A 24,092-nucleotide genomic window follows, 5' to 3' on the forward strand; every position below is an offset into this window, starting at 1 on the left:
TATGCTTAAAGAGACTTTTCAGATCTATCTCAATCGCTTGACCGATTTATCTTCTAGAAATCGATCACTTTACTTGCCAAAGCTTCATATTTCGCAAATGATGGATCTGAAAACTTTAGATTTTTTCAATCATCATCCAGCTTTTGATTATATCAAAATGATGATCGAGGGAAAGAAAAGCTTCCCACTGATCCCAATATCAGATCCCCGAGATCAGCATGTCAACAAAGCCTCCAAAGACCTCAACAGGATTATCCATCAAGTGCAGCTCACAGAAGAAGAGACTGGTGAGAAGAGTTTATACCTGGCTTATCCTTTTGTAGAGGGTAAATTGCTCAATGGCCAAGTGGTCAGATGCCCCTTGATTTTTTTTCCTATCAAGCTCACCAAAGAACACGGCAGCTGGATGATCCAAAAAGATCAAGAAGATCAGGCTGTATTCAATAAAACTTTCCTTTTGGCTTATGAAAGAGCATATGGTAAAGCTCCAATTGGCGAAGATGATCTTGTATTGGAGGGGTATCCTGATGATGCGAAGGCCTTCCGTACGGCATTGTATGAAGTGCTCAAGGATAATTTTTCGATCAATTTCAATCAACAATTGTATGAAGATAAGTTAGAGATCTTTCCTGATTCAGCGAAAAGCGTTGATGAAGCTAATTTAAAAACTGGAGAGCTCAAATTGATGCCATATGCAGTATTAGGGCAGTTTTCTCAAAAAACTAGCTTTCTGATGGAAGATTATTCCGAGCTGCTAAAGCAAAATGAGTATAATAATCTGGAAGCGTTGTTTTCCACTTATTTCGCTCCAGAAGATGATATACAGATCCCAAGAGAAGATCAGCTTTATCATGTTTTTCCACTTGATGCCAGTCAGGAAGAAGTAGTCAAGGCAGTCAGAGCTGGTAACTCCTGTGTAGTAGAAGGCCCACCTGGAACAGGGAAGTCACAGTTGATCAGTAATCTAGCAGTTGATTACATTGCAAGGGGCAAAAAGGTCTTGGTAGTTTCTCAAAAAAGGGCTGCACTGGATGTTGTTTTTAGGAGACTAGAAGAAAAGGGTTTCGGCTCATTTTTGGCATTGGTTCATGACTTCAGAGCAGATAGAAAGTCACTTTTTGAAAAGATTAAAGCACAGATTGAATCTGTTGAGCAGTATCAAGACTTGAATAGAAGCATCAATGCCATTCAATTGGAACGCGAGTTTACTCAACTATCTAGGACCATAGAAATGCACCTAGAGTATCTTGATGAATTTAAGAAAAGCCTTTTCAATACTGAAGAATGTGGTATACCAATCAAGCAGCTTTACATGACCTCTAGGTTGGGAGAAGAGACTTTAGACTTGACTCAGTATTACAAAAAATTCCACTGGGATCGAATAGGGGAGTTTTTAAGAAACTTTAAATCCTATGAAGTTTATTATCGCAAATATCAACACGCGAAGTCGTTTTGGTTACATAGAGTTGATTTTAGTGGTTTTGGCTCAGCAGCGGCCCAGCGAATCAAAGAGACTTTGGCCGAAATAGATGATTTAAAGACTAGATTCAATAAGGCATTTGGAGATATTACAGGGTTTGATTCTACTTATTTATTTTCACTGTATGACCAACGAGAAAAGATACAGATCTTGAAGCATTTTCTCCATAGGGAGGACAGTCAAAAAGCTTTTGATCAAATCAAGGATGTTCCGATTGAATCTTTCGACCTGCTATGGTTAGAAAATAAAGTGGATACAGTCAAGACCCTACTTTCTCAAGAAGGAGTAGTCTGGACCGTGCCCGACGGACAAATCCAAGAGCATTTAAGCCTGGCTTTGGATTATACACAGTCCAAAACATCTGTTTTCGGGAAAATCAATTTATTTTTCAATCATAAGAAGTTCGGTTCATTGAAGAATTTGCTTGAAGCGGAAGGTTTAAATGCCACCCCACATGACTTAGATTTATTAATCAAAAAACTTGAAAATAGACTCAACCTCAATCATCAATACACCTTATTGGATGGGAAACCTTGGCTGAATATGCCCGCCAAGCCATTCAATTTTGTCGTTTTTAACCATTTTACATCTAGCTTACTCGAAGCGATCAAGGCAAGATTTACCTTAGAAGAGTTCGATGGTATTATTGATTTGATAGAGGATCAAATCCCAACCGCTAAGACACTACTCTCTTTGGTGGAGCAGTTGGAGTCATTTACAGAGGAAATTGAATCTAAGCTGAAGACTTGGTCTATTTACCTCAGTAAAATTCAGATCCAGCACCTGATTTCCCATGCACCAGGAGAGAGTTTTTTGGAGCAGAAGGAACAGATTCCTTTCGTTTTTGATGAATTGCTAGCCTTTGACACCCTCAGGGCTAAATTACCATCTGAAGATAAAGTTGTGATGGAAAAACTTCTTGATGACTTCCCTGAAGAAGATTTTGAGCAATTGAGTTATCATTTTTTGGTTGCATTGAGTAATGCTTGGATAGATCATATTGAATCCAAATACCCCGTTCTGAAAGAAATTATAACGCCAAAATTTCAATTCGTACAAGAAGAACTCCTGCAGGCTATAGAAGATAAGTGGAAGATTTCTCAGTACATTTCCGAGCTAAGAGTTAGAGAGCAGACATTCAAAAACCTTGAATATAACAGGTTGAATAATCTGGTAACTTACAAAGAATTGCTGCACCAGGTGAGTAAAAAAAGAAGACTTTGGCCTTTGAAAAAATTGATAGCAAGTTTTGAAGAAGAATTGTTTAAACTTATTCCTTGTTGGTTGGCATCTCCAGAGACTGTTTCGGCTTTATTTCCTATGAAGCAGGAATTTGATTTGGTGATTTTCGACGAAGCATCACAATGCTATGTAGAAAAAGGTGTCCCAACGATGCTAAGGGCTAAGCAAGTAGTCATTGCGGGTGATTCGCAGCAATTGCAGCCCTATGACTTATATCAGATCAAGTTAGAAACTGATGAGGAGGGACTGGAGGTAGAGACAGAGTCACTGTTGGAATTAACTTCCAGCTACTTCAAGAAGTTTTGGCTCAAAGGACATTACAGAAGTTCTCAGCGACCATTGATAGATTTTTCCAATCAGCATTTTTATCAAAATAAATTAGAGATGCTTGTGGATAGAACATTGCTCAATCAAGGCGTAAATCCATTTGACTTAGTGAAAGTTGATGGGGTTTGGGAGAAACAACAAAATGTCATAGAGGCATCAGAAGTCATACATCAAATCAAGGAAATTCAGCAAAAATATCCCGATTGGTCTATCGGAGTAATTACATTCAATTATTTTCAGATGGAGCTAATCCAAGAGCTAATTGAGCAGGATGTAATAGTCAATCAGGAAATGGTCGCTGTGAAAAACATTGAAAATGTCCAAGGAGATGAATTTGACTGGGTAATTTTCTCCATCGGTTATGCCAAAAACAAAACCGGTAAGCTGATTGCTAATTTTGGAATGCTGTCAAAGCGTGGAGGGGTCAATCGATTGAATGTCGCAATCACAAGGGCTAGGAAAAGAGTGACTTTGGTGACAAGTTTATCTTCACGGGATTTTAAGAAGGAACAGTTAGAAAATCATGGGATAAAGCTGCTAAGAGATTATCTCCTTTTTGTAGAAAATCAAGTTCAGGGAAAGATTGAACGAGAAGAATTCCCATCACCGAATGGCTTTATTGATAGTTGGTCGCTTAAAAAGCGCTTGAAATCAGTCAATGAGGAGCATGAACTCCATCTTTTTCCAGAATCATCTTGGATGGACCTTGCCGTTAGATGTAAGGAAGAAGGATTCCTTGAGGCGATTTTGACAGATGATCAAAGGTTGTATGATTCTTCCGGTGCAAAAGAGGCATTTGTCTACCATCCATTGCAACTTAGAGCCAAAAACTGGCCATTTCATTTTTATTTTAGTAGACAATATTGGATGGGCAAGGAGCTTTTTGAAAAATAAAAAGTCATCAGAATTTTATTTCTTGACTTGCTTGAAGCCTATGGCCTCTATGCCTTCAAGATCATCCACACGCATATATTGTACAAACTCAATCTTATGGTATTGGTCATGACTTTCGATTGGTAATGTGTCCATTCTTGTAAAAGTACTTCCAAAGCCCTTTCCAGTTGGTTTCCCTTCTTTGCTGTCAAAAAGCCTGATATTTAACAGTTGACTCTCTAAGGTATTGCCAGCACTGTCAGAAAGGAAATATTTGAAATATAGATTGCGATAGGCATAATCTGTATTGTACTTCACAGCGATCAATCCTATTGTATTTTCTTGGGGATTTAAATCAAAACTAACCGTATCATTGATGTTCCAGCTTTGTTTTTCCATACCTTGGTACGCTTCAAATACCCTATCACCGCTACATGCTTGTAGTAGTGATAGGGTAATTGTTAAACAAAAGCCATAGAAAAATCTAGTCATTTTGATTGCCATTATTTTGATCTCCCTTTGGACCACCTTTTCTAGGTGGAAATCTTCTTTTTCCTCCATTACTTCGGTTTTCCCTTGGGTTGGTATTATTGTTTCCTTCAGGTTTTGAAGCTTGATTAGCTTGAGGCTTTGGCTTGTGTTCCGTAGGAGTATTGCCTTGAGTTTTGTTCTCAGGGTTTCTTCTATTAGGCTTATTTCTTCTGTTTCTATCTCTTTCTTTTCTGTTTTCACCAGAAGGTTTTTGGTCTTTTCCCTCTTGAGATTGAGTATTTTCTCTTTTAAGAGGTCTGTTTTGTCCTGCTTGATTTTCCGGCGTTCCCAGTTCTCTATTTCTTGGTTTTTTCTTTTTCTTCTTCTTTTTAGAAGTAGCAAATTTTTTATCTAGAGCCTCCAATTCCATCGTAGCTTTAGATGCCTTATCTTCTACATCTTTAGCATTATTATTTTGGAGGTCAAAAGGCTTCACATCTTTTGCATTGAGCTCTTGGATTTCTTTTACTCTTTCACAAGTGATGGAGTGCCAGTTATTTTCATTGTTGTAACTGAACCACATCAGTTTTCTGAAAATATCCGTCTTTTGTAATTTGGCTTGGCCAGCTTCTGTCAGCAACGGCCTGTCTACATTAGGGATATCTTCCAATGCGGACATATAAGTGTCTAGTTCATAATTTAAACAGCACTTCAATCGACCACATTGACCAGATAGTTTGGTAGGGTTGAGGGAGAGGTTTTGGTATCTCGCAGCAGAAGTACTTACGCTTTTGAAGTCATGAATCCATGTCGAGCAGCATAATTCCCTACCGCATATCCCAATGCCACCTAGTCTTCCTGCTTCTTGTCGGAGGCTTATTTGGCGCATTTCTACCCTGATTTTGAATTCAGAGGCAAGTAGTTTTATCAATTCTCTAAAATCCACTCGGTCTTCAGCAGAATAGTAAAAAGTAGCTTTGGAATTATCAGCTTGGAATTCCACATCTGATAATTTCATGTCTAGTTTCAACTCGTCTATAATCTGCTTGGTGCGATAGATGGTCGGAACTTCACGGTTTTTGGATTCCTCCCATTTTTCGATATCCTTTTGATTGGCTATGCGATATATTCTCAGGATGTTGTCATCATCCCTGATCTTTCTTTTTTGCATTTGAAGCCTAACCAATTCACCTTGCAATGAAACCCAGCCAATATGATGACCATTGGGAACATCTACTACGACGGGATCTCCTGTAGTGAGTGAAAGGTGATCTACGTTTCTATAGTATTCTTTTCTGCCACCTTTGAATTTTACTTCAACGATGTCAAATTTATCTACTACTGGTATTCCCATGTGGGAGAGCCAGTCAAAAGCATTCATTTTATTACAATCGCTCGTGCCGCAGGTGCCATTGTTTTGACATCCTCCGCTTCCACCTGTGGTGGTTGAGCAGCTACTACATCCAGCCATAATTCTTTATATCTAGGGAGCCATTGCTCCTCCTTAGTTTGGGTTTACTTCTGTAATCTCAAAATATCCTGACCTATATCTTTTCTGAAATATAAGTCATCCCAGCAAATACCCGATACGGTTTCATAAGCATTTGCTAGGGCCTCTTGGACATTATGCCCGATTCCCGTGATAGCCATGACACGACCACCGTTGGTTAGTACTTCATTTTTTTCATTCAACTTGGTTCCTGCATGAAAGATGAGTGCAGTGTTGTCTTTACCTAAATGCTCCAATCCAGAGATATTGTCCCCTTTACGATAGTCACCCGGATAGCCACCTGCTACCATCACAATAGTAGTGCTGGTAAAACTTTCTAGCTCAATCTTATACTGATCAAGCTGTCTGGTTCCCATGGCATGCAATAAATCTACGAAATCACTTTTGATTCTCGGTAATACTGCTTGGGTTTCAGGATCACCCATACGCACATTATACTCTATGACATAGGGATCCCCACCAATATTCATCAATCCAATGAAAAGGAATCCAGTATATCGGATGTTCTCTTTTTGTAAGCCTTTGACAGTAGGGATGACAACTCTTTCTTCTACTTTACGCATAAAAGCTGCGTCAGCAAATGGAACTGGACTTACTGCTCCCATCCCACCGGTGTTCAGGCCTGTATCTGCCTCACCGATTCTTTTGTAATCTTTGGCTTCGGGTAGGATTTTATAACTTTTCCCATCAGTGGCTACAAACACCGACAGCTCAATACCGTCGAGAAATTGCTCTATAACCACTTTTGAAGAGGCTTCTCCAAATTTGCTCTCAAGAAGCATTTCTTTCAATGAATCTTTGGCTTCATGATGGCTTTGACAAATCAAAACACCTTTTCCTGCAGCAAGTCCATCTGCTTTGAGTACGATAGGAGTTTTTTGCTGGTCGATGAAAGCTATGCCCTCTTCTATATTTTCTTTAGTAAATGTCTCTGATGCGGCAGTAGGAATCTGGTGGCGGTCCATAAACTGCTTGGAGTAGTCTTTAGAACCTTCCATTCTAGCACCTTCTTTACTTGGTCCAATAACTGGAATATTCGCTGTCTGAGGATTGGCTTCGAAATAGTCTACAATACCTCTTACAAGGGGCTCTTCTGGCCCTACTACCACCATTTCGATTTTATTAGCTAAAACGAAGTCGGTGATTTGAGCGAAATCAGTAATGGATAAATTGACATTTTCAGCAAGCTGTGCAGTCCCGGCATTTCCCGGAGCTACAAAAAGTTTTGTGCAGTTTTGACTGTTTACAATCTTCCAAGCGAAGGCATGTTCTCTTCCTCCACTTCCTAATAATAATATATTCATGGAATGAAATACGGTTTAATTGGCGTGCTCTGAAATGAATTTGACTCTGTAGACTCTGATTTCTTCTTCAGCAAAATCTTCGTCTTCCAATTCACTCAATGCTGCCTTGATATTGTCTGTTTCGGCACTCATGAAGTAATCATGGAGAATGTCCTCTCTTTCCTCATCCATGATGTTTTCAATATAATAGTTGATATTCAGCTTCGTGCCACTGTAAATGATCTGCTCTATCTCTTGGAGCAATTCACTCATGGACAGGTTCAGATTTTCGGCAATTTCGTCTAAATCTATTTTCCTATCTACTTGCTGAATAATTGATATTTTGACTTTGGAACGGCTTCCTGCAGTCTTGACGACCACATCGGCAGCAGTCATGATGTCATTTTCTTCTACATAAGTAGCAATCAACTTCAAGAAGGAAGCTCCAAATTTAGCTACTTTTCCCATTCCCACCCCATTTATTTGAGCCAATTCCTCACGGGTGGTTGGGTATACAGTTGCCATTTCTTCTAGAGAAGGATCTTGGAAAATTACATAAGGAGGTAGACCTTTGGATTTTGCGACCTTTTTCCGTTCTGCCTTGAGAAGCTCAAAAAGATTTTCATCATATGATTTTCCATTTGCTGACAAGACCTCTGGGGCTTCATCGATCATCATTTGTTCAAAATCATGATCTTTACTCATCTGTATGCTGTAGGGCTCTTTTAGGAAATTGAGACCTTTCTCTGTAATCTTAATTACGCCATAATTTTCGATGTCTTTTTCTAAGAAATCATTGATCATAGCCTGTCTGATCACCGTTTTCCAAAGTCTTTCGTCATCATCTTTGCCAATGCCAAATAAGGCTAGCTTATCATGGCTATAGCTGACCATGTAATCGTTTTGCTCACCACGGATCACATTGACGATATGGTCGATATTGAATCTATTATTAGTTTCTTTGACTGCTTGTATAGCTGTGACCAAATAATCCTTTCCGTCGAATTTTTCCTTTGGATGCTTACAGTTGTCACAAAAGCCGCAGTCTTTTTCCATGTACTCTCCAAAATAATGGAGGATGGTTTTTCTTCTACAAACAGAACTTTCTGCATAGGCTGCCATTTCCTGAAGCAAGACCTTGGCATTTTCTCTTTCTGTGACAGGCTTATCTTTGTTGAATTTATCAAGCTTGATGATATCATCATACCTGTAGAACATCAGGCAGTGTCCTTCAAGACCATCCCTTCCGGCTCTACCTGTCTCTTGGTAGTAACCTTCTAGCGATTTTGGCACATCATAGTGAATGACATACCGCACATCAGGCTTGTCGATTCCCATTCCAAAGGCAATGGTAGCGACAATGACATCCACTTCTTCGTTGAGGAAGTCATCTTGATTTTTGATTCTCACCGACTGATCTAGACCAGCATGATAAGGCGCTGCATTGATGCCATTGACTTGGAGTAAAGCGGCAATTTCCTCTACCTTTTTTCTACTTAGACAATAGATGATTCCAGACTTCCCTTTTTGACCTTTGATATACTTGATGATTTGCTTTTTGGTCTCATTTTTTACTTTAGGACGAACTTCATAATAGAGGTTGGTTCTATTAAAAGAAGACTTATAAAGGTCAGCTTCCTCCATTTGGAGGTTGCGTTGTATATCCTGCTGTACTTTTGGTGTTGCAGTGGCTGTTAAGGCAATGATGGGGAGTTTTTCCCCTATTTGGGCGATGATTGATTTGATTCTTCTGTATTCAGGTCTGAAGTCGTGTCCCCATTCGGAAATACAATGTGCTTCATCAATCGCTACAAAACTCAGGTTAGCCTCTTTGAGAAACTGCACATTTTCCTCTTTGGTCAAAGATTCAGGTGCTACATAGAGAAGTTTGGTTTTTCCTGCCAATACTTCTTTTTTCACCTTATTGGTTTCAGATTTATTGAGTGTAGAATTGAGAAAATATGCATTGATTCCAAATGCATTGAGTTGATCCACCTGATTCTTCATCAAGGCGATCAATGGGGAGATAACTACGGCTGTCCCATCTTTGATCACAGCTGGAAGCTGATAGCAAAGTGACTTACCTGCTCCTGTAGGCATGATGACGAAGGTGTTGCTACCTCCAAGTATGTTGTCTACGATGGCCTCTTGGTTTCCGCGAAATTGGCTAAAACCAAATATCTGTTTGAGATTGTCTTTTACTTTCTGATCCACTTCACGTGCATGTTTTAATGTCCCGCTTTAGGGCTTTCATTAAACTTTAAGGATTTCTTTTTTACCTTTGATACAAATTTAATGATTAAGCCCGTCAAAATTGAAATTAGCAAAAAATATTAAATCAAGCGCTATACAGGTCCTTCAAAAGGAGGCTGATGCTGTACAAAATCTAATAAATTACATCGACGAGGATTTTGTTACTTGTGTGGAGGCGATTTTGGCTTCTCCAGGTAGAGTGGTTATTACTGGAATCGGTAAAAGCGCCATCGTTGCAAATAAGATAGTGGCTACGCTCAACTCTACTGGGACACCAGCACTTTTTATGCACGCAGCAGATGCCATCCATGGTGATCTGGGTATGATCCAAAAAGATGATTTTGTCATTTGCATATCAAAAAGTGGTAATACTCCTGAAATCAAGGTTTTGGTACCACTTCTAAAAAGACTGGGTTCCAAATTGATTGCTTTAGTGAGCAATACCAAGAGCTACCTGGCAGAACATGCAGATTATGTGCTGAATGCCACTATAGCTGAGGAAGCTTGTCCAAATAATCTGGCACCTACGACAAGTACTACTGTACACATGGCTTTGGGTGATGCTTTGGCTGTTTGCTTATTAGAAGCTAGGGGCTTTTCATCAGAGGATTTTGCTAAGTATCATCCTGGTGGTGCACTGGGAAAGCAACTTTACCTCACTGTGGCCGATGTAGTGCCCAAAAATCTAGTGCCAAAAGTTTCAGAAAGTGCACCTTTATCAGAAATAATCGTTGAGATCAGTAGCAAAAGGCTTGGAGCAACAGCGGTCGTGGATAACAACGATCAACTTTTAGGGATTATAACTGACGGGGATTTGAGAAGAATGCTACTTTCAGGAGCTGATATCAATCGAGTGAAAGCTTCGGAAATCATGACCAAAAATCCCAAATCAATAGCTCAAGCTGAATTTGCCATTAGAGCACTCAATCAGATGAAAGAACACAATATCACCCAATTGGTAGCAATGGATGGGGATAAAATTGTAGGGTTCATTCATATTCATGATTTGATGAAAGAGGGAATAGTTTAAAAAATTAAAATGCAAGACAAACCGTATATAGTAATTATGGCAGGGGGAATAGGTTCCCGATTCTGGCCGTATAGTAGACATGAAAAACCAAAGCAGTTTTTAGATATCCTAGGCACAGGAAGAACGCTGCTTCAGATGACTTTTGATAGGTTTTTAAATATCACTGATGTGGATAGATTTTTTGTTGTCACGAATAAAAAATACGAACATTTGGTTAGGGAGCAGTTGCCCGAAATTCCAGAGACCCAGATTTTATCAGAACCGCTCCGGAGAAATACTGCAGCCTGTATCGCTTATGCAAGTTACAAGATAGCTAAAAAAGACTCACAAGCCCAAGTCGTCGTTACCCCTGCTGATCATTTGATTCTCAAGGAATCCAATTTCATTCAAAAAATCAAGCAATCGCTTTCAGCTGCGGAAATAGAAAACCACCTTATCACTATTGGTATCAAGCCAAATCGTCCTGAAACTGGCTATGGCTATATCCAATACATCGTCAACGAGAAAGCAGAAGCGAAGAAAGTAAAGACATTTACCGAAAAGCCTAATGCCAAACTGGCGAAGACCTTTTTGGAAAGCGGAGATTTTGTTTGGAATTCGGGGATGTTTGCCTGGCATGTAAAAAGTATTATTCATGCATTTGAAAAATTCATGCCTGAGGTTGCAGAGATTTTTGAAGAAGGGAATACATACTATGATACCGAAAAAGAAGAGGCGTACATCAACAAAGCTTACACATTGGTGAAAAACGTTTCCATTGATTATGGTATCATGGAAAAATCAGATCAAGTATATGTCATCCTAGGAGATTTTGGTTGGTCAGATTTGGGTTCTTGGATGAGTTTGCATGAGCTGCAGCCTAAGGATAAAGGGAATAATGTAGTGGAGGCCAATGCGCTACTGTATGACACTGAAAATTCCTATATCAAAGTCAATTCAGATAAGCTTGTAGTGGTGCAAGGATTGAATAATTACTTGATCAATGAATCTGATAATGTCTTATTGATCTGTAAGCTTGATGCTGAAAAGAAGTTCAGGGAATTTGTCATTGATGCCAAATCAAAAGGGGAAGACTTTGTCTAGTCTTCCCCTATTTAATTAATTCGATAAACTGATATTTTGTCCTTTACTGTTGATCACCATCCCGCTTGGAAGTGAGTTTTTTTGTTCGACATCTCTAGGGTCGGTAGGTATAGTGATGGTTTCTATAAGTGTACCATCTTTATTGAGTTTGATTCCAGTGAGGTAATTTCCTTGATAGGCACCAGTATCAATATTCCAAGAATTGGAAGCTTCATGAAATTCGGCTTTTGAACCAGCGATTGGCGTATGTCCGATCACTTGTAGTTTACCCATATGGATCAGTGGTTTTCTGTTCCATAAGACTCCATCAGGGTTGTGGGTGTCAAATGGTGAACCATTTCCTGAAAATCCTGCATGGGAGACCAATACGTTTTTATTTTCCCAGATTAATGGCATCGTATTCAGCCAACCCAAATAAAAGTAGGGGTCAAGCTTGTGGGTTTTGAATTGCTCAAGAGTTTCTTTGCCACCATTGTCCAGCCAATGATCGGAATTTGGCTCCCCTTGGAGATACCTGATCATCATGTGCTCGTGATTACCTTTTAGGAAATGGACAGAGTTTTTGAATACTTTTTTGACTTCGAATGCGAGTCTAATTGTCAATGGAGAAAAGTTTCCTCTATCTACCAGGTCTCCAAGCTGAATAAGTGTCTCAGTCTTAGGTTCCCAATGGTCCATCAACTTAAGATAAGTATGGAAACATCCGTGCACATCACCAATGATAAAAAGTGACATATTTTTTAAGTTTTTTAAATGGATTTTTCAGTGATCAATACCACTGATTACATAACGAAAGTAAGCGATTCTAGCTTATTTTGGGCATTTTTTAATGAAAAAATTGACATAAATCTTTGATCTCCAATATCCTATATTCCACAAACAAAATTCCATATATGAAGTTATTTTTTTGATTTGCTTCATTTTGAGGAAATCACTGCTTAAATTAAAGAAATTTCCAAAATGTGAATATTTGATTGATAACTTTACCTATTTCAGTATGAAAAATTTTGCTTCAACTTTCCTAGTCCTCTTGATATTGGGTACTGGATGCATGTCTCAAAAAGATTATATCGCAGAATATGACTTCAACTATACTGCAAATTTTAAAAGGTATAAAACCTTTGGTTTTGTAGAAAATCCAGATGATCATGAAGATCTTGAAGTAGTTGAAATTATTCGTCGATCAATCTCCAATAGATTAGGTTCTCAGGGGTTCAAGTTTGACGAAGCAAGACCAGACTTGTTGGTCAATTATAAAGTCTACAAAGAGGAGGTGAAATATAGAGGTTATGATCAGCCAAATTTTGATTATTGGTTGCAAAGAAAAGGTGCTTTTGTGACTGAAGAGGATGAATTCTTGAAAGAAGAAGATAAGGAGAAAGACGAAAACTACAACCGTGTAAAATATGCACAAAACGATGGCATGCTTGTCGTCTTCGTCATAGATAATAAAAGAGGAAATACAGTTTGGCAAGGTTACACATCGGCAATATTTGATTACAACTCGCCTGAGTTAAAAACAGACCTTACTCGAGCTACATACAAAGTCATGGATCAATTTAGGGTGTTGACGAGAAATTAACAGTTAGAAATTTAAATTTTTAAATAGGCTCTTTCTACAGATGGGAGCCTATTTTTATTTTTGCTCAATATTTTCTTTTTCTACCCGAATTCCTCACATATTTGTGACATGATGGATGATAGATTTCCTTTTTTGAATGAAAAGCTCAATTTTCCTCAATTTGAATTTAGGCTTCAAGAAGAGCAGGATGGTAAGCTGAGTATTTTTGATTCATTGAGAAAAAAGTACTTGATCCTGACACCTGAAGAATGGGTGAGACAGCATATTATCCAAGTTTTAATTCAAAAATATGAATATCCGAGAAGCTTATTTGCATTGGAAAAGGGATTAAAATACAACCGACTTCAAAAAAGGTTTGATGTCTTGGTTCACGACCGAAATGGTCTACCTTTTTTGTTGATAGAATGCAAAGCACCTGAGGTGAAGCTTACCCAAAAAACTGTCGAACAGGTCTGTATTTATAATAAAACCATCCAAGCTCCATACCTCGGAATCAGTAATGGAAAGCAACATATTTTTTTGAAATTTGAGGAGCTGGCCAATAACTTTATTCAAATCAGTGATTTGCCTAAAATTTAGTTTATTGCGTCTGTATTTTATGACAAATGTTGGTTTTTTGATTATATTTAGACATTGAAGAAATGAATATAAGTAACCCCATTTTAGGCTATGATTAAAGAAAAAGCAAGTCCCTGCGAACTTTGTTTGAGTAGGAAATTTTCCATGTTTGCAGATTTAACGGACGCTCATCTTTGCAATATTTCCGATAATAAAAACTTTATATCGCACAAAAAAGGGCAGATTTTGTATTACGAAGGCACCAAGCCACTTGGCGTTTTTTGTGTGAGTTCGGGTATTGTAAAAGTCTTTAAAACAGCCTCCAATGGAAAGGAACAAATCATCAGACTTGCACAGAAAGGTGATTTTCTTGGCTATTCCTCAATGCTTGGCGAAGAAGCCTATTCAAATACTGCTACCATTGTAGAAGATGCCAAAATTTGTTTTGTACCGAAAGATGTGTTCTTAAAGGTATTGGTCGAAGACAATAATTTCCATAGAAGATTGACTAAAGCGCTGTGCAACGACCTGGGGATGATGGAGGAGAAGCTCACAGATGCTACACAAAAAACGATCAGAGAGAGGCTTGCTTTTACACTACTCAAGCTCAGTGATACTTATGGTGTAGATGGAGGTGAAGGTGAGAAAATAGATGTCGTGCTGACTAGAGAAGAGATTGCAGGTTTAGTTGGTACTGCTACCGAAACAGTCATCAGGTTACTGTCGGAATTCAAGAAGGATAATCTGATAGAATTTGAAGGAAAGAAAATCATCGTCAATGATAAAAAAGGACTGGCTAGACTGAGTGATTTTTATGGGTAATGTTCATTGTAGTTTAGATAAAGCCATAAGTTGATTAAAACAATTCCAAAGTTTAATTAAAGTTAAATTGAACTTATTTCACATGCATCAACTTTGGAAAAGTAATCCTAAATATACAACATTAGTTAATGATCAGTAATCAACTACACCATCAGGAGAGTCTCGTGTCGATCACATACGAGGCTTTTGTTTTTATTTAGGTTTTGAACTTTAGCAATGCATCAATGTTCAAGTAGTATGAAATTCATTATCTCAGTCTTTTTCTTGTTTTTAACCACATTCGCAATGGTCAATGCTCAGAGTTTCGCTTACAAGACCTTGCTGAAGGGTGTGTATGATTCAGATTTTCCTGTCATTTATCCAGACAATGACTCCTTGATCGGGAAAGCCGTATTGCTAGACACGAGAGAAAAGAGAGAGTTTGAAGTAAGTCATTTAGAAAATGCCAAATGGGTAGGTTATGAGACTTTTGACCTTGAAGTGATGAAAACTATTCCTAAGGATCAAGTAGTGATAGTCTATTGCTCTATAGGAGCGAGAAGTCAGGAGATTGGCAAAAAGCTTCAATCAGCAGGCTATACACAGGTATACAACTTGTATGGAGGAATTTTTCATTGGGTCAATGAAGGTAAGCCGGTCCACAACCAAAACGGTGCGACAAATGCTATTCATCCTTATAGCAAGACTTGGGGTATTTGGTTGACTAGAGGAGTCAAGCAATATTGATCCTATATACTGATAGTTGAATTTTAATTTTTGAAACGTTGGTAACATGTTGTAGCTAATTAAGCTTTGTATTGATATTGGTTGATATTAGAAATTCATGGATATTAGTCTTAAGCAAGCGATAACGCTAAGAAATAAATTGATACTGTCAGAGAAGCATATCATCTGGTAAAAAGTGGAGCCTAGCATATTTCTCCAAACTGAGCTTTGGAAAAATTGGATCAAAAGTAAAGTATTGATTATTGTATATGAAAAGACAAAAGCCTACTAAATATGTTCGATTAGTATTCAATCCATAAGCCGACATTACTCGTTAATTGTGTAAAAAAATGAAAGTTCAAATCCTCCTTGCTTGTATTCTGCTTTTTAACTTATCATGTGGTGCATCCGATTTAGGAGCATTGGGAAGTAGTGCGCCATCCCATGAATTATTTGATCAATTGCTCAAAAAACATGTCACCAAAGACGGTATGGTGGATTATCAGGGCTTCATCAAAGACAAAGCTATACTAAATCAATATTGTGACCTGCTGAGCAAAAATGCGCCTGATCGCAAGAGTTGGTCTGAAGCTGAACAATTGGCCTACTGGATCAACGCTTACAATGCTTTTACCATCAAATTGATTGTGGATAATTACCCAGTAAAAAGTATTCAAGATTTGCATCCAAAAATCAAGATTCCCTTGATCAATACTGTCTGGCATATCAAATTCTTCCAGATAGGAGGTCAAGACGCTAGCCTAGATGAAATTGAACACAAGATCTTGCGTAAGGAATTTGAAGAGCCACGCATTCACTTTGCGATCAATTGTGCCTCTTATTCTTGCCCGCCCTTACTCAACGAGGCCTTTGTACCAGCTAAGCTTGATGCTCAATTAGATAAAGTGGCAATAGCATTCATCAATGACCCCAAAAGAAATAAAATCAGTAAAGACAAGGTCGAGATTTCAAAGATTTTTTCTTGGTTTAAAGGAGATTTTACAAAAAATGGGAATATAATTGATTACCTTAACCAGTATTCCAAAGTAAAAATCAATACCAAAGCCAAAGTCTCCCATCTCGATTATGACTGGTCTCTCAACGAAAAGTAAATCAAAGCATTTTGTAATCATAGGCAATGGAATAGCAGGAGTTACATGTGCTAGACACCTAAGAAAAGCAGATCAAAACTGTCAAATCACAATTATTTCTGGAGAAAGTAAGTATTTCTTTTCAAGAACAGCCCTGATGTATATCTACATGGGGCAAATGAAATATGAGCATACCAAGCCTTACGAGGATTGGTTTTGGGAGAAAAATAACATCAATCTGATACAAGCCTGGGTAAGTGAAGTTGACACGGATAATAAACAGCTGATTTTCTCGGATAAGACCATTTTTGACTATGATGTATTGATCATTGCGTCTGGATCCAAACCCAATAAATTTGGATGGAAAGGCGAAAATCTGAACGGTGTGCAAGGTCTCTATAGTCTACAAGATTTGGAGTTGATGGAACAGCAAACTCATGGGATTTCAAAAGCAGTTGTTGTAGGAGGTGGTTTGATTGGGGTCGAAATGGCGGAGATGCTGGCAAGCAGAAAGATTCCCGTGACTTTTCTAGTCAGAGAGCGGAATTTCTGGGATAATATCCTGCCAATGGAAGAAGCAAAACTGATCAATCGACATTTATTGGAGCACCATATTGACTTACGTCTAGCTACTGAGTTGGATGAAATCATCGGAGATGAAAATGGCGCTGTGAAAGCTGTCAAGATCGATTCAGGTGAAACAATTGCTTGCCAGTTTGTAGGATTGACTGTGGGAGTGAGTCCTAATGTAGATTTCCTCAAAGGAACTGCTATTGAATTGGGTAGAGGGGTGAAAATAGACGGATATTTTAGAACTAACATAGCGGATATATATGCCATTGGAGATTGTGCGGAATTTCTTGAAGCACCTGCTCCGGATAGAAAGAATATCGAACAAGTATGGTACACAGGAAGAATGCAGGGTGAGACACTTGCCTATAATTTGACCCAAGCCAAGCCAGTCAAGTACCAGCCAGGCATTTGGTTCAATTCTGCCAAATTCTTTGACATAGAATATCAAACTTACGGTTTTGTCCCTCCAGCATGGGGGAAGGAGTTTGAGAGTTTTTACTGGGAAGACCAAGGTGGCAAAACAGCCATCAGATTTTTATATTATAAATCAAATCAGCAAATCTCCGGCGTCAATGCCATGGGCTGGAGATTGAGACATGAATATTTTGATAATGCCATACAAAAGGGTTTCCAACTCGAAAAAGTTATTTCTGAATTGGGCAAAGCGAGTTTCAATGCGGAATTTTACCAGCCATTTCATCAAGAAGTTTTGCAACAATACAATACTCAGTTTGGAAAGTCTATCAAGCAGAGCAAACAATCATTTCTCCAAAAACTGATAGGGTCAAGGTTATGAAAATAATGCAAAAAATCGGCTTAGGCTTATTTCTACTAGCCATGCTCAGTTTCAGTTTCTTGCCATTCGTTGGTTCTTATCAACTGGAAGCCGATATCGTACGAGCTGAAACCAAAGATATACACCAAGAGGCCATGCTAGAGATTTTACAACCTATGTATGGTAAGTCTTATGATTCTAACATCAGATTCATAGCCGATTTCAATGAATATTTCAATGCTTATAATGAAGGCTTGAAAAAAGCAGAAGAATGGGATCGGGTGATATGGGATGATTATGCATTTGCGCTGACCAAGGCCGCTTCAACTGGGCCAGTTGGCGAGCAGCCTTATTTATACCTTGGAATTACCGTATTACTGGGCGTGATTGGAGCATTGCTGTATATTTTACCACTATATCGCGGTCAACCAGAGGGGATCAAAAATGATGGTATTTTCTTTTCTTCAATGAAGTCAAGGGGGCTTATTGGCATCTTGACTGGGAGTTGGTTGATTTTGTTTTACATCGTGTTATATTGGTTTCCCGAGTATTTGACTAACCTGGTATTGATGGTCGATCCTTTATCTATGGCATTATCAGGCAACCCAGCTTCCCAATGGTTTTTGTATGGTTTTGTCTATACTTTGGCAATTTTGGTGATGGGAATCAGGATGTTTAGAAAATATCGAGGCAACAATTACCAAATGATTCGAACAGCTTCTGTGATGTTTTTTCAGCTTGCTTTTGCATTTATGCTACCTGAAATATTGGTTCTACTAAATATGCCATGGCATGATTTCAAGAATATCTGGCCTTTGGACTATTCATTTTTCTATGACTACAGATTAGATGGCATGCTGGGCTCTGGTGCATTGGGGATGTTTATGTTGGTTTGGGGAATAATTCTGATTGTGTTAGGAGTTCCCATTTTCACATACTTCTATGGCAAAAGGTGGTATTGCAGCTGGGTATGTGGCTGTGGTGGATTGGCTGAGACGCTAGGGGATCCGTATCGTCAGCTTTCTGATAAATCACTTAAATCGTGGAAAATTGAGCGCTATTTGATTCATGGAGTCCTGGTATTTGCAGTGGTAATGACGGCTGTCACTTTGGCTAACTACTTCATGGAATTTGAATTGCTTGGCTATGCGACCAATGAGCTCCATACAGTCTATGGCTTTATGATAGGCTCTGCATTTGCAGGAGTGATAGGGACTGGCTTTTATCCCTTGATGGGTAATAGAGTTTGGTGTAGATTTGGGTGCCCATTGGCAGCTTACCTAGGGCTAGTCCAAAGATTCAAGTCCCGTTTCAGAATCACCACCAATGGCGGACAATGCATCTCTTGCGGAAACTGCTCTACTTATTGTGAGATGGGAATTGATGTTCGCTGGTATGCTCAGAGAGGACAAAATATTGTCCGGTCTTCTTGTGTAGGCTGTGGAGTCTGCTCAGCCGTCTGTCCAAGGGGCGTATTGAAATTAGAAAATGCAAATGAAGAAGGTAGAATCAATGACATGCCTATCATCATTGGCAATAAATCCATAAGCATAAAATCTTAATGATCTTTATTTATATCATCATGGGCATTTATGTCCTTGCGATGCTGTTTATCTTATTGTATAGCTTTGCTCAGGCAAATTTACTTTATCATTTTTTTAAGTTTAGAAAAAACATCCCTAAGGCAAGTCCTCCTGCTTGGGAAAAGCTTCCTTTTGTGACGATACAACTCCCGATTTTCAACGAAAAATATGTTGTCGAGAGGCTTATTGACGCCGCGGCTAAATTCAACTATCCAAAGGACAAGCTTGAGATTCAGCTGCTCGATGATAGTACAGATGAAACTGCGGATATTATCAAAAGCTATATTCAAAATTATCCAAAGATCGATTTTCAGTATATTCACAGAACAGATCGGAGAGGATTCAAAGCCGGTGCACTCAAAGCAGGATTGGAACAGGCAAAAGGTGAATTTATCGCTGTTTTTGATGCAGATTTTGTGCCTGATCCTGATTTTATTCTCCAGACTATCGGGCATTTTTCGAATGAAAAAATCGGCATGGTACAAAGTCGCTGGACCCATCTGAATGAAGGTTACTCTATTCTGACAAGGCTTCAAGCTTTTGCTTTGGATGCACATTTTATGGTGGAGCAGATGGGGAGAAATCATCAGCAAGCCTTTATCAATTTCAATGGAACAGGTGGGATTTGGAGAAAATCCTGTATCCTCGATGCCGGAAATTGGCATGATGATACCTTGACAGAGGATTTAGACTTAAGTTATAGAGCGCAGCAAAAAGGGTGGGAATTTATCTATCGTCCAGATATAAAATCACCTGCAGAATTGCCGCCTGTAATGTCTGCGATCAAGTCCCAGCAATTTCGCTGGACGAAAGGTGGCGCTGAGTGTGCTGCAAAACATTTGAAAAATGTCTGGTTGAATCCTTTTGGGTTGAGAAAAAAACTTCATGCATCAGCACATTTACTCAATGCGGTGATTTTTATTGCGGTGGTGTTTGTAAGTTTATGTAGCATTCCACTGTGGTGGGCTTTTCAGCAAGAAATGATTCCCGGAGAGATTTTTAGAGGTGCAGCTGTGTTTTTGGTTGGATTCGTGATTATCGCTTTGGTCTATTTCTTCGCCAACTTGAGCTTGGTGGAATTTTCTACAAAAGGAATTTTGAGGTTTCTGTGGGAATTACCCTTATTTCTCTCTGTTTCTATGGGACTTTCCATTCACAATGCGCAAGCGGTATGGGAAGGACTAACGGGTAAAAAATCACCTTTTATCCGAACGCCAAAATACAACCTGAGCGAATCAGAGTCTTGGAAGAAAAATAGCTATCACCAACTCAAGGTACCCATGACAACTTATTTAGAGGGAATAATGTCAGTGGTATTTTTATTTATGGTTGTCATGTCTATTTATTTTCAGACCTACGAAATGCTCGTGTTTCATGCGATGCTGGCACTAGGTTTTACGCTAGTCAGTATCGAATCTTTCAAAAGCTACAGGTTGAAGTAACCAAGTTCAAACCCTTTCTTTTCACCAAATCAAAAATTTTGCAATTGAATCAGCCTATCATAGACGTCATTATTCCAGCTTTCAATGAGGAGGATTCCATTGGAAAAGTTATCCGAGATATCCCCACAATTGTCAGGCATGTGGTGGTGGCAAATAATGGTTCTTCGGATTCCACCAAAAAAGTTGCTGAAGCAGCAGGAGCAATTGTACTGGATGAACCGCAGAAAGGCTATGGCAAAGCTTGTTTGACAGCCATGGATTACCTGTCAAAAGTTGAAGAACAAGCAGATATTGTCGTGTTTTTAGATGGAGATTATTCTGACTATCCCGAACAGCTGCTTGATTTGATAAAGCCGATCATAGACCAGGATAATGATATGGTCATTGGTTCTCGGGCTTTGGGGAAAAGAGAAGGCGGCTCGATGACCTTGCCTCAAGTTTTCGGGAATTGGCTAGCGACGACACTGATGCGCTGGATTTACAAGACCAACTATACCGACCTTGGCCCATTTAGAGCGATCAAGTGGGATCAATTGAAAGCCTTGGGCATGGTAGATGAAAACTACGGCTGGACCATAGAGATGCAAATCAAAGCCGCCCAAGCAGGTCTCAAAACCACAGAAATCCCCGTAGATTACAGAAAGCGCATAGGCGTCTCAAAAGTAAGTGGAACGGTGAAAGGAGTATTTGGAGCAGGATATAAGATTCTTTGGACGATTTATAAGTATTGGTAGTGGAGAGGATGAGATAGGTAGCATTCATCAAATATACCCTGTTGGGGGTATTTTTTTAGAGAGTAGATGGTGGTAGTTTTGGGTGGAGGAGATTAGGGTTTGGGAATCATTCATCAATCACGATTTTAAACCTGTCGAATTCGATACCTTTAGAAAACAGCTAGTGCTCAAAAGTTTTAGCATTACATTTAGAAAATAGCTTCCTGCAGCGCAGATCTGTTTTCTGGATCCACTGAGAGCCTAGATGGAAAGCAAAAATGATTTAGTAGAAGGGTTTAAAGAATTAAGATTCCCATTTATATTATAAAGAATGGAATTATTAACCACAAAAATCATAGAAAGTAGAATATTCACTTTTCAAGGAAAGCAAGTGATGGTAGATCGGGATTTGGCTGAATTGTTTCAAGTTGAAGTCAAAAGATTGAATGAGCAGGTAAAAAGAAATAGTTTAAGGTTTCCTGCCCATTTCCGATTTCAGCTATCTGATACCGAGAAGAATGAACTGGTCGCAAATTGCGACCGCTTCGAGATACTCAAACATTCAAGTTCGAACCCATACGTTTTCACCGAACAAGGAGTAGCCATGCTTTCAGCAGTATTGAGAAGCGAGAAAGCTATAATGGTAAGCATACAGATTATGAATACCTTTGTAGAAATGAGGAAAGTATTGGCTCATCATTCGGGGCTTTTGCAACGAGTAGAAAGCATTGAGTCGAGACTGCAATTAAACGACCAACATTTTGAAAAAATCTTTACTGCTTTGGAACAAGGTAAACCTACAGTCAAACAAGATGTATTTTTTAAAGGGCAAATTTTTGATGCCTACAGTTTTGTAATTGACTTAATTAAAAAAGCAGAAATCACGCTCGTAATTATAGATAGTTATATAGATCTGAGCATTTTGGAAATGCTTACAGAAAAATCAAAAATTGTTAGTGTTACCATCATAACACAAAAAAATACACCTATTAAAGCCTTAGATATAGAGAAATTCAATGCTCAGTATGGCAAATTAGAAATAAAGCATAGTCAAGACTTTCACGATCGATTTTTAATCATTGACCATAAAGAACTGTATCATATAGGAGCTTCTTTGAAAGATTTGGGAAAGAAGTGTTTCGCATTCTCTATGGTTGAGGATAAGAGTTTACTACAAAACTTAATCAATAAAATATGATAACCATTTGATATAATTATTACCTATTTTTATTAAAGCAAAGCAGCACAAGCTGGCTACAAAACCACAGAAGTTCCCGTAGACTATCGAAAGCGAATAGGCGTTTCCAAAGTAAGCGGTACAGTCAAAGGCGTATTTGGAGCAGGCTATAAGATTCTATGGACGATCTATAAGTATTGGTAGCGGAGAGGATGAGATAGGTAGCATTCATCAAATATACCCTGTTGGGGGTATTTTTTTAGAGAGTAATTGTTTGTAGTTTTAGGTGGAGGGGATTAGGATTTAAGCCCAATAAAACCAGATTTATTTCTTATCAATGGATGTTAAAGTCTGGTTTTTCTAGATATATAGATAAGTTATAGTGCATATTAAGAACCCCAAACCTAGCACAATCAGTTTTTTAACTTTGAAAATAGTAACTTTAAAGTTGCATTTGTATTATGGAAAAAGTAAGGGAAGTCATTGCTTATCAGGACCATTTTGAGAACTTTTTAAAAGCCCAGACAGAAAAAGTTCAAAATAAGATTTTTAAGGTCATTGAAGCGATTGAAACTTTGAAAGAGTTCCGGAGACTTACCTGAAACCAATTAAAACAAAAAAAGGGCTATATGAAGCAAGGGTTCAGTTGGCAAGTAATATTTGGAGGGTGTTTTGTTTTTTTTGATGAAGGTAAATTGGTGATTTTGCTCAATGGCTTTCAGAAGAAAACCCAAAAAACACCCACCAAGGAAATTGAAAAGGCTGCCAGACTGATGGATGAATATTATGCTGAAAAGGAAGTTCAAAAAGGTAAAAAGAAAAAAAATGAATACGAAGAGCTGGAAAGAAATCAACGATGAAGTGTATGGAGTCAAAGGAACCGAACGCAGGGATGAATCAGAAAGGGATTTTGAGTCTTTCAAAATTGGTTTGCTATTAAAAAAGGCAAGTGAGGATAAGAATCTAACTCAGGAACAATTAGCAGAATTAGTAGATAAAAAGAGAACTTATATTTCAAGAGTTGAAAACAATGGAAGTAATCTGACATTGAAAACCCTTTATGAAATAGTTGAAAAGGGATTAGGTGGTAAGGTGAAAATCTCCATTGAGCTTTGAAAAGGGAAATACGCACTATAACATCACCATGGATACAGCGGACAGTTTCGTTTAAAGATGGGGATTCGTATATTGCTAATGATTGGGGTAGGCTGGAAGGTAGGTGCTCCGAAAGCTTGTCTGTCCGCCAGGCAGGCCCGCCGTCTCCAAGCTGAATCCGGTTATGGGTAAGTTTAAAGGACGTTTCATAATAAATTGACACTTGAATAAAAAACTAAAATATGGACTTTTAATATTAGGAATAGCGAATGTCTCGATATTTGGATTTATTGGTTTCGGACTTTATGCAATGGAAATAGAAGACTACTATGGAGACCTTCAAGAAATTTTTTATTCTGCGAAAAATGGCGACCTGATTTTAAACAAAACGACTTGCGACTTTGGGAGAGTTGAAAAAGGTTAG

At 38.6% G+C, this 24,092-nt stretch carries 21 protein-coding genes and 1 pseudogene; 17 read left to right on the top strand and 5 right to left on the bottom strand.

Annotation, left to right across the window (positions count from 1 at the left end; translation table 11 throughout):
* Position 1: 1 nt before the first annotated feature.
* Positions 2 to 3,943, top strand: coding sequence for an AAA domain-containing protein (locus BW935_RS04515; protein ID WP_076498972.1), 3,942 nt, complete (start codon positions 2 to 4; stop codon positions 3,941 to 3,943).
* Between the two features lie 15 nt (positions 3,944 to 3,958).
* Here BW935_RS04515 and BW935_RS04520 read toward each other — a convergent pair whose 3' ends face one another.
* Genes BW935_RS04520 through recQ form a run of 4 tightly spaced genes read right to left on the bottom strand, consistent with a single transcriptional unit; the run spans position 3,959 to position 9,400 of the window.
* The gene (locus tag BW935_RS04520; protein WP_217695342.1) at positions 3,959 to 4,426 is read right to left on the bottom strand and encodes a gliding motility lipoprotein GldH; all 468 of its coding nucleotides are present in this window, start codon (positions 4,424 to 4,426) and stop codon (positions 3,959 to 3,961) included.
* Positions 4,407 to 5,864, bottom strand: a complete 1,458-nt coding sequence (locus BW935_RS04525) for a PSP1 domain-containing protein (RefSeq protein WP_084565809.1) — start codon at positions 5,862 to 5,864, stop codon at positions 4,407 to 4,409. Before BW935_RS04525 ends, BW935_RS04520 begins: the two co-directional genes overlap by 20 nt.
* A gap of 44 nt (positions 5,865 to 5,908) precedes the next feature.
* On the bottom strand, positions 5,909 to 7,207 hold the full coding sequence (gene purD / locus BW935_RS04530; protein WP_076498975.1) for a phosphoribosylamine--glycine ligase: 1,299 nt from the start codon (positions 7,205 to 7,207) through the stop codon (positions 5,909 to 5,911).
* Between the two features lie 15 nt (positions 7,208 to 7,222).
* Positions 7,223 to 9,400, bottom strand: coding sequence for a DNA helicase RecQ (gene recQ / locus BW935_RS04535; protein ID WP_076498977.1), 2,178 nt, complete (start codon positions 9,398 to 9,400; stop codon positions 7,223 to 7,225).
* Between the two features lie 100 nt (positions 9,401 to 9,500).
* On the opposite strand from recQ, the gene BW935_RS04540 reads away from it, so the two are divergent.
* Both BW935_RS04540 and BW935_RS04545 read left to right on the top strand, forming a co-directional pair.
* On the top strand, positions 9,501 to 10,469 hold the full coding sequence (locus tag BW935_RS04540; RefSeq protein ID WP_076498979.1) for a KpsF/GutQ family sugar-phosphate isomerase: 969 nt from the start codon (positions 9,501 to 9,503) through the stop codon (positions 10,467 to 10,469).
* Positions 10,470 to 10,478: 9 nt separating this feature from the next.
* Positions 10,479 to 11,552: a mannose-1-phosphate guanylyltransferase gene (locus BW935_RS04545; RefSeq protein ID WP_076498980.1), complete on the top strand. Its 1,074-nt coding sequence runs from the start codon at positions 10,479 to 10,481 to the stop codon at positions 11,550 to 11,552.
* Positions 11,553 to 11,567: 15 nt separating this feature from the next.
* On the opposite strand, the gene BW935_RS04550 is transcribed toward BW935_RS04545, so the two are convergent.
* Complete coding sequence (locus tag BW935_RS04550) at positions 11,568 to 12,287, bottom strand: metallophosphoesterase family protein (protein ID WP_076498982.1); 720 nt, start codon at positions 12,285 to 12,287, stop codon at positions 11,568 to 11,570.
* 262 nt (positions 12,288 to 12,549) lie between these two features.
* On the opposite strand from BW935_RS04550, the gene BW935_RS04555 reads away from it, so the two are divergent.
* The 14 genes and pseudogenes from BW935_RS04555 (at position 12,550) to BW935_RS18170 (ending at position 24,092) form a co-directional block, all read left to right on the top strand.
* Complete coding sequence (locus tag BW935_RS04555) at positions 12,550 to 13,134, top strand: DUF4136 domain-containing protein (protein WP_076498983.1); 585 nt, start codon at positions 12,550 to 12,552, stop codon at positions 13,132 to 13,134.
* Positions 13,135 to 13,242: 108 nt separating this feature from the next.
* Positions 13,243 to 13,713: a type I restriction enzyme HsdR N-terminal domain-containing protein gene (locus BW935_RS04560; RefSeq protein ID WP_076498985.1), complete on the top strand. Its 471-nt coding sequence runs from the start codon at positions 13,243 to 13,245 to the stop codon at positions 13,711 to 13,713.
* 90 nt (positions 13,714 to 13,803) lie between these two features.
* Entirely contained in the window at positions 13,804 to 14,514 is a 711-nt protein-coding gene (locus BW935_RS04565) for a Crp/Fnr family transcriptional regulator (RefSeq protein WP_076498987.1), read from the top strand.
* A gap of 237 nt (positions 14,515 to 14,751) precedes the next feature.
* The gene (locus BW935_RS04570; protein WP_076498988.1) at positions 14,752 to 15,240 is read left to right on the top strand and encodes a rhodanese-like domain-containing protein; all 489 of its coding nucleotides are present in this window, start codon (positions 14,752 to 14,754) and stop codon (positions 15,238 to 15,240) included.
* Positions 15,241 to 15,569: 329 nt separating this feature from the next.
* Positions 15,570 to 16,331: a DUF547 domain-containing protein gene (locus BW935_RS04575; protein WP_076498990.1), complete on the top strand. Its 762-nt coding sequence runs from the start codon at positions 15,570 to 15,572 to the stop codon at positions 16,329 to 16,331.
* Positions 16,306 to 17,679: an NAD(P)/FAD-dependent oxidoreductase gene (locus tag BW935_RS04580; protein ID WP_076498991.1), complete on the top strand. Its 1,374-nt coding sequence runs from the start codon at positions 16,306 to 16,308 to the stop codon at positions 17,677 to 17,679. The genes BW935_RS04575 and BW935_RS04580 overlap by 26 nt, the downstream gene beginning before the upstream one ends.
* Entirely contained in the window at positions 17,676 to 19,220 is a 1,545-nt protein-coding gene (locus tag BW935_RS04585) for a 4Fe-4S binding protein (protein ID WP_076498993.1), read from the top strand. Before BW935_RS04580 ends, BW935_RS04585 begins: the two co-directional genes overlap by 4 nt.
* On the top strand, positions 19,220 to 20,683 hold the full coding sequence (locus BW935_RS04590) for a cellulose synthase family protein (protein WP_076498995.1): 1,464 nt from the start codon (positions 19,220 to 19,222) through the stop codon (positions 20,681 to 20,683). Before BW935_RS04585 ends, BW935_RS04590 begins: the two co-directional genes overlap by 1 nt.
* Before the next feature lie 44 nt (positions 20,684 to 20,727).
* Positions 20,728 to 21,417 carry a glycosyltransferase family 2 protein gene (locus BW935_RS04595; protein ID WP_076499445.1) on the top strand — a complete coding sequence of 230 codons (690 nt, stop codon included), beginning with the start codon at positions 20,728 to 20,730 and terminating at the stop codon, positions 21,415 to 21,417.
* Between the two features lie 310 nt (positions 21,418 to 21,727).
* Positions 21,728 to 22,594 carry an ORF6N domain-containing protein gene (locus BW935_RS04600; RefSeq protein WP_076498997.1) on the top strand — a complete coding sequence of 289 codons (867 nt, stop codon included), beginning with the start codon at positions 21,728 to 21,730 and terminating at the stop codon, positions 22,592 to 22,594.
* Positions 22,595 to 22,654: 60 nt separating this feature from the next.
* Positions 22,655 to 22,777, top strand: a pseudogene (locus BW935_RS18625) (glycosyltransferase family 2 protein); the annotation flags it as partial.
* A gap of 425 nt (positions 22,778 to 23,202) precedes the next feature.
* On the top strand, positions 23,203 to 23,433 hold the full coding sequence (locus tag BW935_RS18820; protein ID WP_317044800.1) for a type II toxin-antitoxin system RelE/ParE family toxin: 231 nt from the start codon (positions 23,203 to 23,205) through the stop codon (positions 23,431 to 23,433).
* Entirely contained in the window at positions 23,399 to 23,689 is a 291-nt protein-coding gene (locus tag BW935_RS04615) for a helix-turn-helix domain-containing protein (RefSeq protein ID WP_076498999.1), read from the top strand. The genes BW935_RS18820 and BW935_RS04615 overlap by 35 nt, the downstream gene beginning before the upstream one ends.
* A gap of 202 nt (positions 23,690 to 23,891) precedes the next feature.
* Positions 23,892 to 24,092, top strand: a complete 201-nt coding sequence (locus BW935_RS18170; protein ID WP_139325493.1) for a hypothetical protein — start codon at positions 23,892 to 23,894, stop codon at positions 24,090 to 24,092.

The sequence above is a fragment of the Belliella pelovolcani genome, from assembly GCF_900156785.1.
Taxonomy (GTDB): Bacteria; Bacteroidota; Bacteroidia; order Cytophagales; family Cyclobacteriaceae; genus Belliella; species Belliella pelovolcani.

Bases quoted from the DNA above. Each gene is read 5' to 3' on its own strand.
- BW935_RS04515 (WP_076498972.1), top strand. From the start codon at position 2: ATGCTTAAAGAGACTTTTCAGATCTATCTCAATCGCTTGACCGATTTA.
- BW935_RS04520 (WP_217695342.1), bottom strand. From the start codon at position 4,426: ATGGCAATCAAAATGACTAGATTTTTCTATGGCTTTTGTTTAACAATT.
- BW935_RS04525 (WP_084565809.1), bottom strand. From the start codon at position 5,864: ATGGCTGGATGTAGTAGCTGCTCAACCACCACAGGTGGAAGCGGAGGA.
- purD (WP_076498975.1), bottom strand. From the start codon at position 7,207: ATGAATATATTATTATTAGGAAGTGGAGGAAGAGAACATGCCTTCGCT.
- BW935_RS04545 (WP_076498980.1), top strand. From the start codon at position 10,479: ATGCAAGACAAACCGTATATAGTAATTATGGCAGGGGGAATAGGTTCC.
- BW935_RS04550 (WP_076498982.1), bottom strand. From the start codon at position 12,287: ATGTCACTTTTTATCATTGGTGATGTGCACGGATGTTTCCATACTTAT.
- BW935_RS04555 (WP_076498983.1), top strand. From the start codon at position 12,550: ATGAAAAATTTTGCTTCAACTTTCCTAGTCCTCTTGATATTGGGTACT.
- BW935_RS04560 (WP_076498985.1), top strand. From the start codon at position 13,243: ATGATGGATGATAGATTTCCTTTTTTGAATGAAAAGCTCAATTTTCCT.
- BW935_RS04565 (WP_076498987.1), top strand. From the start codon at position 13,804: ATGATTAAAGAAAAAGCAAGTCCCTGCGAACTTTGTTTGAGTAGGAAA.
- BW935_RS04570 (WP_076498988.1), top strand. From the start codon at position 14,752: ATGAAATTCATTATCTCAGTCTTTTTCTTGTTTTTAACCACATTCGCA.
- BW935_RS04575 (WP_076498990.1), top strand. From the start codon at position 15,570: ATGAAAGTTCAAATCCTCCTTGCTTGTATTCTGCTTTTTAACTTATCA.
- BW935_RS04580 (WP_076498991.1), top strand. From the start codon at position 16,306: ATGACTGGTCTCTCAACGAAAAGTAAATCAAAGCATTTTGTAATCATA.
- BW935_RS04585 (WP_076498993.1), top strand. From the start codon at position 17,676: ATGAAAATAATGCAAAAAATCGGCTTAGGCTTATTTCTACTAGCCATG.
- BW935_RS04590 (WP_076498995.1), top strand. From the start codon at position 19,220: ATGATCTTTATTTATATCATCATGGGCATTTATGTCCTTGCGATGCTG.
- BW935_RS04600 (WP_076498997.1), top strand. From the start codon at position 21,728: ATGGAATTATTAACCACAAAAATCATAGAAAGTAGAATATTCACTTTT.
- BW935_RS18820 (WP_317044800.1), top strand. From the start codon at position 23,203: ATGAAGCAAGGGTTCAGTTGGCAAGTAATATTTGGAGGGTGTTTTGTT.
- BW935_RS04615 (WP_076498999.1), top strand. From the start codon at position 23,399: ATGAATACGAAGAGCTGGAAAGAAATCAACGATGAAGTGTATGGAGTC.